The organism is Erwinia sp. S43, from assembly GCF_016624745.1.
Classification (GTDB): Bacteria; Pseudomonadota; Gammaproteobacteria; order Enterobacterales; family Enterobacteriaceae; genus Erwinia; species Erwinia coffeiphila.
Genome location: NZ_JACVTX010000029.1, coordinates 35,277 through 47,235, shown reverse-complemented (window position 1 = coordinate 47,235; position 11,959 = coordinate 35,277). Strand labels below are relative to the sequence as shown.

The window sequence follows — 11,959 nt, the reverse complement described above, 5'->3', positions numbered from 1 at the left end:
CTCTCATCAGTTGTTTTCCGTTTCAGGAACGGCCAGACGGTTAATACGGTTGTCGGTGCTGTCATCACTCTGCGTCTGCGGGTTACTGTTAACGCGCCCGTTTTCCCGCTCGATAATGGTGAGCACTGAGTTACGGGACAACTCGCGCTTGAGCTCCATTTCATTTCGCAAAGCGGTGATCTCACGATCGATGGCCGCAACGCGACGATCGCCTTCCTCAATGGCCGCATTCTGCGCGGCAGCGTTAGGCTCAGACATGCCGGTAACAATCATGCGGCGCATAATCAGCGCGGTTTCAACCGTATCCGCCATCGCCAGCTCGCCGGCGAGGCGGGCGGTCAGGGCTGCGTTATCAGGATCCCGCTGAAGTGCTCTGATAACACCTGCAGTAATGGGCAAACTGCCTGTTTTGAGCTTTGCCAGGTTAGTCGCGTTGGGCTGCTCGGTGCCGTTAACGAGTTTTACCAGCTGTTCAGTATTCTCTTTGGTGGTCTCTTCCAGAATCGGGGCAAAACCAGTGCCGGCCTGAGTAGCCCCCGGCTGCTGTTCGTCATCGCCGCTGGTACACTGAGATGCATCGCTGCAGGTGCGCAGGGAGCTGTCTCCCACAACCTGAACCACGGCTTTAGCGGCTTCTTCAGCACTCGCATATTTTCCGCAGGCTCCCCCGTTACAGCTGCTGCTGCTGACCGTGTCAGAGCTCAATACCGGCAGGCTGTTCATCATATTGAACCCTGCGGCCGTTAAGTCATGTGTTGGCCGGATGGCCTTCTGCCCCTGACCGCCCCGTTTTTGTCCGCCGATCCAGTTCTGGCCTGAGTTGCCCTGCAGCTTGTCCGCTGAGTTATTCACGCGGACAGCATCTGCGTCTCCACTGTTAACAAGCGATCGGTACTCATCCATTACCGCGCCCTGCGTCCATTTGTTGTTACCGGCAAAATCCATCATGCGCTTCGACATGTTCTGGCAGTTGAGCTGGGCTTTATCAAAAGAGACGTTTGCCTGAAGCACGCCGTTTGTGAGCATGTCGTACAGGCCGGGATTGGCTCGCTGGATAATCATTGCCGGCAGGCTGGCGACGGCACCGGTGGCGTTCTGCACCACGTCCCCCATGAGATTTTTAAAACCGTTTGTTACCCCGTTGAGCTGATTACCGACGGTCGTTTTCAGGTCGAAGTTGCCGCACATCAGGTCGCTGCTCCAGCCTGCGCTCATACCGATTTTACGCATGCTGCTGCGCGTTGCCGGCTGTGAAATCACTGAGCCGCCGCCGAGCGTATAGTAGAGCTTGTCAGAAACCGCGCCGCTGACGTCCTTGCCGTAGCCTATGGCGCTGTTATTTACGGAGGGCAGTGAAATACCGAATGCGCCGGACTGTTTATCATCAGCCGCCTGCACGGATGCCGCTGCGGACGCAATGCACAGGGCAAGCGCGGCCGATTTAAATTGAACTGGTGACATTGTGCCTCTCAGAAGTCAGTTGAATAGAGGAAGGTCTGGCCGCGTCGCTTGCAGCAGCTGTAGGGCTGCCATAGCGCATAGGCTTCGTTGCCGTCCTGAGCAATGGGATACGCGCCGTCAGGGAAGACGGCGCAGGAAGCGGAGAGCGTGGGTGAAAGGCGCTGCCATTTATGATTCGCCGTGCCCGTGTTTTCTTTCACCTCTCCTGGCGGCCAGTAGCCGGCTTTGTGCGTGCCCTTCAGTACCTGATAAACGTGAGGCTGCCCGGAGCGGGTGATAATGTCGGCGACCCGCTGCGCGACCACGGCAGAGGCTTTGTCATCGTCCGTCTGACTGACGAAGCCCGAGCGGGGATAAATATTGCCCCACATGTTGGCGCTGACCTGGCTGCCCAGTTCGCGCTGGCCGGGAACCAGCGCCTCGGGATACAGCGATTCAGGTAATCCCGATCGCCAGACAAGTGAATCCAGCGTACTCAGAAAGTAGGGATTAAATGGCGTGGCGGCGGTATCGCACGAGTAACCGGGAATGCTGCCACCAATGACGGAGGTGGCAGGGTGGCCTATCGCATCGGCGTACTTGAATTTGATGTTTGACTTACGCTGGCCGGGAGTTTTGATATCGGCGGCATTACCGCCGCCGGCTGGCGCACCGCTGGTCAGCGCATTATCGATCGTACCGGACGCGCCGCTCATAAACGCCATTTCTGTCCAGGGATTACCACCCGGGCCGGTGTAGGTGGACACTACGACTTCAGGAATGAAGTGCGTCACCTTAACGGAGGTTTTCACCGAACAGCCAAAGGGCGTACACATCAGCCAGTAACAGATGCCGCTGACGCGCCAGCTGATACAGTCCTGAGTGATGGCGCTGGCAATGATGCCGGCAGTATTAATGGCAGAAACCGTGGCCGGCGTCGCGGCTGCTACCAGCACGGTGGCAACACCGGCGGCGCTGAAGTGTGTTCCTGGGGAGAAGCGCATCATTTATCTCCCTTACTGCGAAGCGTGGCAGCCCGGGCAACGTCGGACGTGCCATAAACCACATCCTGGTCATCGAAAACAACGGCAGGGAACTTATGTAGCCCGATCTCCCAGGCATGCACAACCTGCCGGTATGCCTGAGCAATCTGCTCCTGCTGTCCGTGCCACTGCGGCGACTGAATGATTTCGCGGGCCTGCTGAGCGGCCAGCTGCGGATCTGCAGCCAGTTTGCCAAAAATGGAGTCCTGCAGACGGTCGGGGGCATCAAGCCAGACAACAGAGCTTTCTTCAGTCAGATTCTGAGGGGGATGTCCGGCATCGGTATACACAACGGTGCCGGCCATCAGCTGAAACGGTATAAACAGGAAAAGTGAGTGTAATAGCCTGAGTCGCATAGCGGATCTCCGTTACGGTAACAGGCCGTCAGAGTGGCAGCGCCTAGTCAGGCTTTCAGCAGTAAACTCTTTTTCCGATTTTGAAAATTTCTGATAGGGGGGGGGGATAAGATTGTGACGGAAGAGATATGAAAAGGAAAATAAGCGGGTGTACCCCGCTCTGTAATATCAGGCACTACCAGCGCTACTGTGCTTAAGATACTGCTGGAAAAAACACCTTTAAGCTCGTCTTCTGTTGGAATTTCACCTTGAACAGATAGCCGAGCTGGTAAAAGTGACATATTGGATTTTTCGCTGATAGGCTTGAGAACAGGGCTGGTACGAATTAGACCCATAACAGCGTCCTGAAATTCTTTGTCGTGGTGAGTATGGCTCGTTAAAACCGCGATCCCGGCTTTAACATCACGAAGTTCACCTTTTTTCTTTGCCATACAGACTGGATTGGCCCCTATATTTCCATACACTTTTTATCACTTAACCCATTACTGGTTCGCCGCCGCAGATATTCCCGTGGCGAACGATATCCCAGTGCACTATGCGGATGCCATTCGTTGTAATGTTCGAAGGCCTCCGCAAGGTTCTTTACCGCTGTTAACCCGTCGGGCTTCGGCATGATACTGATGTAATCGCGCTTCATCGTTTTCACGAAGCTCTCCGCCATCCCGTTGCTTTCCGGGCTACGTACCGCCGTATGTTTAGGCTCCAGTCCTACCATTCTGGCGAACTGACGCGTCTGATGAGAACGGTAGGCTGAACCGTTGTCTGTCAGCCACTCAACGGGGGATGCTGGCAGGCTGTTACCGAAGCGACGCTCCACTGCACCCAGCATGACGTCCTGCACGGTTTCACTGTCATATCCACCGGTACTGGCCGCCCAGTGCAGTGCCTCGCGATCGCAACAGTCCAGTGCGAACGTGACCCGCAGTTTTTCACCGTTATCACAGTTGAACTCGAAGCCGTCAGAGCACCACCGCTGGTTACTTTCTCCAACGGCCACTTTCCCTGTATGCGCCCGCTTCGATGGCGGTATTGCCGGTTTACGCTCAAGCAGCAGCGCATTCTGACGCATGATGCGGTATACGCGTTTGGCATTGAGCACCACCATGTCGTCAGTTTCTGATTGTCTGCGCAGCAGTGCCCATACCCGACGATAACCATAGGTGGGCAGATCGCCGATAACAGTATGGATACGGGCCAGCGCTTCAGTATCATCAGGCTTGCGCTTGCGCCGGCGATCCTGCCAGTTCTTTGACCGACGGGCCGTGGCATGCAGTTGCGCACGTGAGACCCGGAGGCAACGACTGACAAGGCTTATTCGCCATCCTCCGGCAACAAGGGCACGTGCGCTATCCACTTTTTTTGTCGGCCATATTCAACGGCTTCTTTCAGCAGCTCGTTTTCCATGGTTTTCTTGCCCAGCAGGCGCTGCAGCTCTTTAATTTGCTTCATCGCAGATGCCAGCTCCGACGCAGGCACAACCTGTTCTCCTGCGGCAACGGCTGTGAGGCTGCCTTCCTGATATTGCTTACGCCACAGGAACAGCTGACTGGCAGCAACACCATGCTGGCGGGCGACCAGCGACACGGTCATTCCGGGTTCAAAGCTCTCCTGAACAATGGCGATTTTTTCCTGAACACTTCGCCGTCTACGCTTCTCTGGGCCTAAAACATCAATCATCCGGACTCCAACCACTAGTCTAAAAACTAGTATTAAGACTATCACTAACTTAAGTGATACCAGCTGTCTGGAGATTCATGGGGCCAGTCTACAGACCAGATAAAGATTTGCCTCCGGTAAACTCCAGAAAGACTCTGCCATTCCAGGTGGGTTCAGAGTTTCAAAACTGGTGATGCTTTCCCCGCCGGCATTAACTTTGAATGCAGCAAGTGATATTGAAAGTGCCATTTGATCTCCTTTTTAAAAACCGGCTCAAAGAGCCGGAAACAGATAGTATTTTGCTTAATCTTTAAATAACTCATTAACCCACAGAGTTAGAAAAATCATGTCGGCGGCATCTGGTACGTTTACATGCCAGCGCGGTGAGTCAAATTCGTGATCCAGCGGGAGTCCGGCGCGACCTTCCTGTGTCAGTAGAATGTCCGCACGCTTGCCTCTGCTGTCCTCAAGATGAACCGACACGCAGCTGCTCTTACCAATACGATGTGGATTACAGGTGATCGTTACCGGCGGTTGCAGCCTTGACCTCAACGCGTTCTCCATTGCTTTAAGGCGCTCTGCCGTCGTTGCCGTCATCGCTGGCTCCCCCTGCGGATGCAGGCTGAACATAGCAGGGGTTGGCGTATCGTCCGGCGCAGGGCGCTGGGTCAGAGGTAGCGCATACTTGAGCTTAATCATGCGGTCAGCATCTCTCTCTTATCATTGTGTTCGGGCATCCCGTCCGCATCTTCCGTCATCAATCCACGCAGACGATCCAGTTTTTTCGCTACGAGAATAGCAGCATCCAGCTCAGAACAGTTATGTTTGCGCATCAGCGCTTTACGTTCGGCTTTCTCTTCTTTCTCCGTCATCCCGAGCGCGAGGTAAAGGCTGGGTGGAACAGCGCGGAACAGCGCTTCAATTTTCTTCGAGAGCACCACACCTTCGGTATAGCACCGTGAGAGTTTACTGGCGGAAAGCAGCACGGCTTTTTGTTCTTCTGAAAGCGTCCGGAAGCGGGCAATATCCTCCACCTCTTTTTTCGGCATCGTCAGGCAGATCCACCATTCCGCCATATTCAGCATCTTACCGGCAGCGTTCGGGTAATCCTCAAGGTTCTGAGTGGCAAGCCACAGCCATGCGCCAAGCTTACGCCACATCTTGACCACTTTGGTCATATAGGGGGCGAGAAGTGGGTTAACCGTCACAACGTGCGCCTCATCGACGGTAAAAACAATGTCGCGCTCAAGATACTGGTCACGTTCAGCAATGTTGTTGATGGTGTTGGTCAGCGACACCATCGTCAGCGCCATCTGCGCCTCGTATCCTTCACGTGCAAGGTGCGCCAGGTCAATCAGCGTAACGTCAGCCTCCGGCCACAGAGAACCCTCCTGGTTAAAGAGTTCTGCCTCAAAGCTTCCGTGCTGCGTAAACATGCCCAGGGATTCGGCCATTTCAGCCGCTTTCGCCCGGCGGGTTTCATTACGTACCTGCCCGTTGCCGCTTTCAGTCTCCAGTGAAATGGCGTTAAGCGCATTCTGCAGGTCGCCCGGCAGCATCTGGCGGCCTTCCTCCAGGGTTTTACGCGCGGCCATAATCAGCGCCTCGCGGATCATGGCGCGGTCGGCACGTTTCAGCGCGGCGTCTTCTTTCGGGTCGCCGCCGGTGATCATCATTCGGGCAGAGATCTCCATTTCGCCCAGAATGTCGCGCTTACTGTTCTCTTCATCATCATCCGGATCGTCTTCAATATCCGGCAGGTCACTCTCATCAATGGCTGGGGCGGGCGCGTCGCCGTCAAATAGCTTATGCGCATCAGCAAAGGGGGGCAGCGATACGCCGCTGCCGGGTTTGACGCTGACTTTGTTGACCGTAAGGCCCAGACTTTCAAAGTAGTCAGCGGTCAGCCCGAAACTGTTACCGGCTTCCGCGATGAACAGACGCGGGCGGTGCACGGCCATCAGCTGACAGAGCATTGAGCAGAGCGTGGCGGACTTACCTGCGCCGGTCGGTCCGAACAGCAGCATGTGCGCGTTCTGAGAGCGGTCATCCTTGTTCAGGGGATCAAAATCAAGCACGTCGCCGCCACGGTTAAAAAAGCTGAATCCGGCGTTGCCGGTCCCGGTTTCGCGGCCGGTGACGGGCAGCAGCCCGGCAAGGTGCTGAACCCACGTCAGGCGGGTATACCAGTTTTTTTTGTCGTGCTGCGGGTTAAAGCACATAGGCAGCGCTCGCAACCAGGTGTTAAGCGGGCCAGTGTCATGTTCAGCGCGCACCGGCTGCAGCCCTTCGTTCAGGAGTACGGTGCTGAGCTCGATGCGCTTACGGTTCATTTCGGGCATGTCTTTTGCCCGGAGCACAAAGGTGATGGCGGCGCGATAAAGTTTGTGGCGGTTTCCCAGCAGCTCCTTGACCGCAGCGACGTCCTGACGGACGCGCCCCGACTCGGTATTCTCGCCGATGGCGTTTTTCGCCAGGCGGTTAAACTTCTCTTCCAGCGTGTCCTGCGGCTCTGCAACAACCGTCATGCACAGCATGGTGCCTTCGGGGAACGTGTCCATCAGCGCGTTAATTTTCTTTTCACCACGGCTCTTTTCGCCAGTGAGCGTGCCAGGCTCAGGGGGTTTACGCAGGCGCTCCACGGAAATGGCTGAATGGGCAATGTTATCCAGCCACCACACGCCGTTTTCAACGTCAGAACGTGGCGGCGTGAACAGCAGGGTTTCGGCGAAATCATTCTCTACAGGGATCATGCCTGCAGGCGTGTCGCGGCTGTCCTCATAGGCCGCCGCGCGGTAAAACGCTTCTTTATTCATGCCCTCGGGCGCAGGATTGAACATCCGCAGCAGCCAGGCGTGAACCTGCAGGCCATTCTGGCGCGTGCAGTGGATATTGACGCTGGAAAAGGCGCTGCAGAGACGCTCACACGCCTGATTCAGCATGCCAATGGGTGACATCAAATCAGCGCTGTTTTTTGTCGCCCATCGGTAGATAACCATGCGCGTGCGCCGCTGCTGCCCGCGCCACGGCTGGCCGGTGATCAGCTTGTCTTCAAAGAGACCTTCAGGACGCGCAATCCCGCGCATATGCTGCTCGGTTTCCTTAAGCCACGTCTCGGTAAACTCGCTGCCCTGCGCGTGCGGCCTGACGTAGCCGCGCAGCCGGTCAAGGTAGGCATCGACGTTATTCTCATCCTGACAGTAGAACTGAACGATCCACGGATTGCTCGCCAGATCGTCAAAGCTGTCCTGCAGCGCATCTTCCACCACGTCGCGGATCTGCTCGAGGCGCTCGTCAGGACGGCCTTCGGTTGCCGCCGGCGTCACTTCATAGACGGCACCCACGGAGATACCATCATCAAGCAGCAGGCACTGCTCCGCATCCAGAAACTCTGCCCACGGCAGATAATCAACGATGGACGGATTGTGTGAATAAACGCGTTTTTCATCAGCCTGAGACATTTTACCGGTACGGGTAACGGGCTCCGGGCCGGCCTGCTCAGAAACATCAGTTAAGTGGCGGTTTTTTTCAGGGGATTTCCCTTTGAAGAGTCCGAACATTACAGCGCCTCCGTACGTTCGCCAGGCATGGCGTACTGCGTCTGGTCATAGAAGGGGAAAACGGTGCTGTAACCCGGCACGGGAGTGTTTCCCTGTGCGAGATGAGGGAATACGTACATCACCATGTCAGGATTAGGCAATCGCGGGAACTGCTGGCTGATTTCAGACTCCTGCGTGCGGCTGTAGCTGCGATCGTCGCGCAGTGCGGCCTGCTGCTCGCTGTCAGAAAGGCCACGGCGCAGCGTGCTGCGGGCTTCACTGCCGCGCGAGACGCCTGATTCACCGTCGGTGCCTTTCCACAGCTCCAGCATGTTGCTGTTACCCGGCGGCAGCATTTCATCTTTGTTAGTGGAGCAGCCGGCAAGCGCGCAGGCTGCAATAATCATGAAAATCCCGAATTTTGCAGTAATACTCATGGTCATTCTCCTCAGTCCAGTCCGCCAGTGCTGCCGTCTTCGCCCGGCAGGGTGAAGTCGTAACGCACCCTGCGGCCCTTATCTTCGTAGTCGATCGCCAGCTCTCGGGTAATGTGTACGGCAAGTTTTGCCCCCGGCTGTACGTAGATAGCGTCAAAAGTCTGCCCGTAGCGCTGTTTAACCCACTCGGTAATTTCATCAGAACTGCCTGAAATCGCCTTGCCCAGAACGGCCTGCCCGGCGTCTCCGGTAAGCGTGGAGGTCACGCCGCCGTAGGCGTTGGTCTGGCTTGTCGTCTGATTCTGGCCGATGGCGTCACCCGCAGCCCCAGCGGCACCCAGCAGTCCGATCGTTGGCAGATAGCTTGAGGCATTAGACTTGCGCGTGCCGGAGATGCAGGGGATCCCGTTTTCATCAGAAATCCAGCCGATGCCGCCACTGGTGCCGGTTTCTTTACCGCCGTTCTGGTTGCTGTTATTGCCGCCTTTGCCGCTGCGGTCCGGCTTCGGCAGAGTACGCACGGTGCCGTCGGTGAACACAAAGGTGACGCTGTTGACCTGACCACGCACGCAGGACAGGGTCCAGTCGCCGGAGGCAGTGCCGGAGACGATCGCACCCTCAACGTCCGGCAGCTCGATGCCGTTGGCCGTCAGGTTGTCTTTACCAATAAGTACCTTAAAGGGATACGGGTCGGTGACGGTGCCGTTGATCGGTACGCGGCCAAGCAGTGCCGTCATGGCGCGGCTGCCAATCAGCGTGGAATTCTCCGGCAGCGTATAAACCGGTTCGGCCTCCTCTTCCGCGCCTTTTTCAGCGGTGGAACCCTTTACCTGCTGTTCATAGCTGCCTTTTTGCTTCGTCAGGGCGTTTTCACTGAGAAACGACGTCGGGAACTGTGAACCGCCGGCGCTGCTGCCCGACGCGCCATTTTTCTGCGCTGAGGACGTGGAGGGACTGTCCTGGGGCGTGACCCACATCAGGCCATCGCTGCCGGAGGCCGGGGCATTGCCACCGCCGGCACCCATACCGTCGAGACCCAGACCCAGCGGGATATCGCTGTCCGTATTTTTTGCCTTGTCTGCAATACCCTTACCGGCATTCTGCAGTTTATTCGTCAGCTCGTTGATTTTTGACGTCAGGACGTTCTGCTGCTGGCGCATCTGGCTTTCACGCTCGTGATAGCTCTTCTCCACGCCCTGAACGGCTTCATTAACCTGGCCGGAAACGTTGGTATTGCGCTCCCGCAGCTTTTCATTTTCGTCCAGCAGTCTGGCATTCTGCTTGTTAAGAGAATCCTGCTGCTGACGAACGGCGTTTAGCGAGCCTACAATGGTTTTCAGCGTATCCTGCGGCGTGTCGCCCTCGATGCCGAGTGCTTTGAGCTCCTGCGGAGACAGGTTTTTAAGCGCGTCGTCTGTCTGTGCGTGCGCTGCCTGCGCGGCGGGCTCCTGCGGCTTGCTGTTATAACTTTTCACCGCAATGAATCCGCCGCCGACCAGAATGGCCGGAACCAGCACTTTAACCAGTCCGTTTGACTTAATTTTCATAGCGGATCACCTTCTGGGCCGGGCGGGTAGCAGCCTTATGGGTTACGGATGGCTCACGTACAAACGCGTCATCAGGACGACCGGCGGTGACCAGGTACAGTGTGGTGGTGTCTTCCGGCGTGCCGGCGGCACCCAGCCAGCGGTGCTGAAAGGTGGCCGTGACAAACTGGCCCTGCAGCTCTCGCGGATCTAGCACAACCTTCTGCGACAAGCTGTTGCGGATCCTCACCGCGATGACGGTGCGACCGGCCACGCCCCAGCCGGCTACCGGTGACACGGTCACAGGAGCCGAGGGGTATAATGTCGTAATGCGTGATGGCAGGTGCGGATTAACGGGATGAATGCCCGGCACGGCTTCAACGGTTCGCACCGGAGCATATAGATTCTGGGCTGCGTAGCGCGTCAGCAGTACTGGAACAGGAGCCTTATAGCTGACTTTTTTACGCTTCGTCTGCGCGCTGTTGCTGTCGCTGGCGGCTTTCTCTCCGGTGCCGGCGGCTGCACTGCTGAGGGTGCTGACGTCACCGCTATAAACGATTTTAACCGGTTCGGCTGACGCGGTGGCCGTCGTACGGACGTCCAGCAGAATAACCTCACCGCTTTCCATGTCCTGCAGCTGCAGGCGCGTCTGAGGGAAATCGCTGTCGGCTTTGAGATAGACCGCGCCGCCGGTGCTCTGCACGCGCAGCTTGCCGTTCAGCGCCGGCGGGAAACCCACGCGCACGTTTTTATCAACGAAAATCACGCGTTCCTGACCCGCTTTGAGGGGGATCTGCAGCGGCACGCGCTCCCATTTCATCAGCTCGTCCGCCTGCGCCGGTACGGAAAGCATCGCTGCCACCGGCAGCAGTGACAGTGACAGCGCCACAAGGCATGCACGCGATCCTGAGGTAAAAGATGGATTCAACATCAGAACATCCCCTTTCTTTCTGGTTTCGGCTGCTCAGGCGCGGCGGAAAGACGCTGCGGGATGCCTTCATAGCAGTCCAGCGCCATGCCAAATGGATTAGATTCAGAGTCGCCGTCCCAGCGCACGACTTTTAGCGGATAGCGCACCATGGCGCGTTTAACCGGCTCGGTAAGGTAGTATTCATCGGCAACAAGATCGAGTTTCACCATCCAGTTGTCGCGATCGATGACCTTCACGCTGTCACCTGAATAACCACGTCCGGGAATTTCGTAAACGACGCGCACGCGGTCGGTTAACTCGTTTTTTTCACCGCGAACCTTTGAATCCTCATCAAGAAACGCCTTGCACTGTGGCGTCAGGTAAGCTGAAAGCGACTGAATGCGGGCGGGATAGTCTACTTTGCCGTTTTTAGGCCAGGCGTTGAGTTGCTGGAAGATGTAATACGTAAAACCGTACACGGTCGGAGGGGGGATTTCCCACCACGGACGCGTGCTGCCCTTGCGCAAATCAGGCGGGTTGTGGATGGTCAGCTTTTCAGGTGCCCGCATCCAGCCCCCCATAGCGGTAACCAGTAACAGCAGCAATACGACACAGGCCGCCCGCAGGGTGAAAATATGCTGATCGCGGCCCTTAACCGCGTGGCGAAAACGACTCATCTGGTACTCCTGAGGTTTTTGCTGCGTCGCAGGGACCAGCCCCGCGAGTCAATAATCAATCTGAAATCCCCCAACCCCATGCGGCGCTTCTTTAACTCAAATTGCTGCCAGAGATAATTTTCTGGTTTTCCCCGTTTTTTGCTGGCAAGCCATTTGCCGCCAAACGCAATCAATACAAGTGGGAAAAGCAGAGTGCCGGTTGGAATGGCAAGCCAGCCAAAAAGTAACGCGAAGGGCAGGGAAAGTATGAAGCCGGATAAGATGCCAATTAGTGCTGCCAGTCCTAACTCGGGGGTATTAAACCCCCGAAATACGACTGGCTCAGCATTCAGGCGATCCGGTAAAAATTTAATGGTCGCCATCTGGGACTGTCCC

Annotated in this window: 13 protein-coding genes; all 13 read right to left on the bottom strand. The window is 56.5% G+C overall.

Features of this window, described 5'->3' with window-relative positions; genetic code table 11:
• Window positions 1-6: 6 nt before the first annotated feature.
• Complete coding sequence (locus IBT47_RS23155) at window positions 7-1,461, bottom strand: integrating conjugative element protein (RefSeq protein WP_200563292.1); 1,455 nt, start codon at window positions 1,459-1,461, stop codon at window positions 7-9.
• Window positions 1,462-1,469: 8 nt separating this feature from the next.
• Window positions 1,470-2,447 carry a TIGR03756 family integrating conjugative element protein gene (locus IBT47_RS23150; protein WP_370569942.1) on the bottom strand — a complete coding sequence of 326 codons (978 nt, stop codon included), beginning with the start codon at window positions 2,445-2,447 and terminating at the stop codon, window positions 1,470-1,472.
• Window positions 2,444-2,839: a TIGR03757 family integrating conjugative element protein gene (locus IBT47_RS23145; RefSeq protein WP_200563290.1), complete on the bottom strand. Its 396-nt coding sequence runs from the start codon at window positions 2,837-2,839 to the stop codon at window positions 2,444-2,446. The genes IBT47_RS23150 and IBT47_RS23145 overlap by 4 nt, the downstream gene beginning before the upstream one ends.
• A gap of 47 nt (window positions 2,840-2,886) precedes the next feature.
• A complete protein-coding gene (locus tag IBT47_RS23140; RefSeq protein ID WP_200563288.1) occupies window positions 2,887-3,270 on the bottom strand; it encodes a hypothetical protein in 384 nt (127 codons plus the stop codon).
• Between the two features lie 17 nt (window positions 3,271-3,287).
• Window positions 3,288-4,516, bottom strand: a protein-coding gene (locus IBT47_RS23135) for an IS3 family transposase (protein ID WP_200563286.1) whose coding sequence is annotated in 2 segments (ribosomal slippage) — window positions 3,288-4,201 and window positions 4,201-4,516 — 1,230 coding nt in all. Because the reading frame shifts where the segments join, the coding sequence is not laid out codon by codon here.
• Between the two features lie 75 nt (window positions 4,517-4,591).
• Window positions 4,592-4,744 carry a hypothetical protein gene (locus IBT47_RS23130; RefSeq protein WP_200563284.1) on the bottom strand — a complete coding sequence of 51 codons (153 nt, stop codon included), beginning with the start codon at window positions 4,742-4,744 and terminating at the stop codon, window positions 4,592-4,594.
• 54 nt (window positions 4,745-4,798) lie between these two features.
• Window positions 4,799-5,194 carry a hypothetical protein gene (locus IBT47_RS23125; RefSeq protein WP_200563282.1) on the bottom strand — a complete coding sequence of 132 codons (396 nt, stop codon included), beginning with the start codon at window positions 5,192-5,194 and terminating at the stop codon, window positions 4,799-4,801.
• Window positions 5,191-8,055, bottom strand: coding sequence for a conjugative transfer ATPase (locus IBT47_RS23120; RefSeq protein ID WP_200563280.1), 2,865 nt, complete (start codon window positions 8,053-8,055; stop codon window positions 5,191-5,193). Before IBT47_RS23120 ends, IBT47_RS23125 begins: the two co-directional genes overlap by 4 nt.
• Window positions 8,055-8,471, bottom strand: coding sequence for a TIGR03751 family conjugal transfer lipoprotein (locus tag IBT47_RS23115; RefSeq protein WP_200563278.1), 417 nt, complete (start codon window positions 8,469-8,471; stop codon window positions 8,055-8,057). The genes IBT47_RS23120 and IBT47_RS23115 overlap by 1 nt, the downstream gene beginning before the upstream one ends.
• Window positions 8,472-8,482: 11 nt before the next feature.
• Window positions 8,483-10,018, bottom strand: a complete 1,536-nt coding sequence (locus IBT47_RS23110; RefSeq protein WP_200563276.1) for a TIGR03752 family integrating conjugative element protein — start codon at window positions 10,016-10,018, stop codon at window positions 8,483-8,485.
• Window positions 10,008-10,928 (bottom strand): TIGR03749 family integrating conjugative element protein, encoded by a 921-nt coding sequence (locus IBT47_RS23105; protein WP_200563274.1) that lies wholly within the window; start codon window positions 10,926-10,928, stop codon window positions 10,008-10,010. The genes IBT47_RS23110 and IBT47_RS23105 overlap by 11 nt, the downstream gene beginning before the upstream one ends.
• A complete protein-coding gene (locus IBT47_RS23100; protein ID WP_200563272.1) occupies window positions 10,928-11,584 on the bottom strand; it encodes a PFL_4703 family integrating conjugative element protein in 657 nt (218 codons plus the stop codon). Before IBT47_RS23100 ends, IBT47_RS23105 begins: the two co-directional genes overlap by 1 nt.
• Window positions 11,581-11,946: a TIGR03750 family conjugal transfer protein gene (locus tag IBT47_RS23095; protein WP_103061411.1), complete on the bottom strand. Its 366-nt coding sequence runs from the start codon at window positions 11,944-11,946 to the stop codon at window positions 11,581-11,583. Before IBT47_RS23095 ends, IBT47_RS23100 begins: the two co-directional genes overlap by 4 nt.
• Window positions 11,947-11,959: the final 13 nt, after the last annotated feature.

Excerpts from the sequence above, each read along its gene's own strand:
- IBT47_RS23155 (WP_200563292.1), bottom strand. The coding sequence starts at position 1,461 with ATGTCACCAGTTCAATTTAAATCGGCCGCGCTTGCCCTGTGCATTGCG.
- IBT47_RS23125 (WP_200563282.1), bottom strand. The coding sequence starts at position 5,194 with ATGATTAAGCTCAAGTATGCGCTACCTCTGACCCAGCGCCCTGCGCCG.
- IBT47_RS23130 (WP_200563284.1), bottom strand. The coding sequence starts at position 4,744 with ATGGCACTTTCAATATCACTTGCTGCATTCAAAGTTAATGCCGGCGGG.
- IBT47_RS23105 (WP_200563274.1), bottom strand. The coding sequence starts at position 10,928 with ATGTTGAATCCATCTTTTACCTCAGGATCGCGTGCATGCCTTGTGGCG.
- IBT47_RS23120 (WP_200563280.1), bottom strand. The coding sequence starts at position 8,055 with ATGTTCGGACTCTTCAAAGGGAAATCCCCTGAAAAAAACCGCCACTTA.
- IBT47_RS23140 (WP_200563288.1), bottom strand. The coding sequence starts at position 3,270 with ATGGCAAAGAAAAAAGGTGAACTTCGTGATGTTAAAGCCGGGATCGCG.
- IBT47_RS23145 (WP_200563290.1), bottom strand. The coding sequence starts at position 2,839 with ATGCGACTCAGGCTATTACACTCACTTTTCCTGTTTATACCGTTTCAG.
- IBT47_RS23150 (WP_370569942.1), bottom strand. The coding sequence starts at position 2,447 with ATGATGCGCTTCTCCCCAGGAACACACTTCAGCGCCGCCGGTGTTGCC.
- IBT47_RS23110 (WP_200563276.1), bottom strand. The coding sequence starts at position 10,018 with ATGAAAATTAAGTCAAACGGACTGGTTAAAGTGCTGGTTCCGGCCATT.
- IBT47_RS23115 (WP_200563278.1), bottom strand. The coding sequence starts at position 8,471 with ATGAGTATTACTGCAAAATTCGGGATTTTCATGATTATTGCAGCCTGC.
- IBT47_RS23100 (WP_200563272.1), bottom strand. The coding sequence starts at position 11,584 with ATGAGTCGTTTTCGCCACGCGGTTAAGGGCCGCGATCAGCATATTTTC.
- IBT47_RS23095 (WP_103061411.1), bottom strand. The coding sequence starts at position 11,946 with ATGGCGACCATTAAATTTTTACCGGATCGCCTGAATGCTGAGCCAGTC.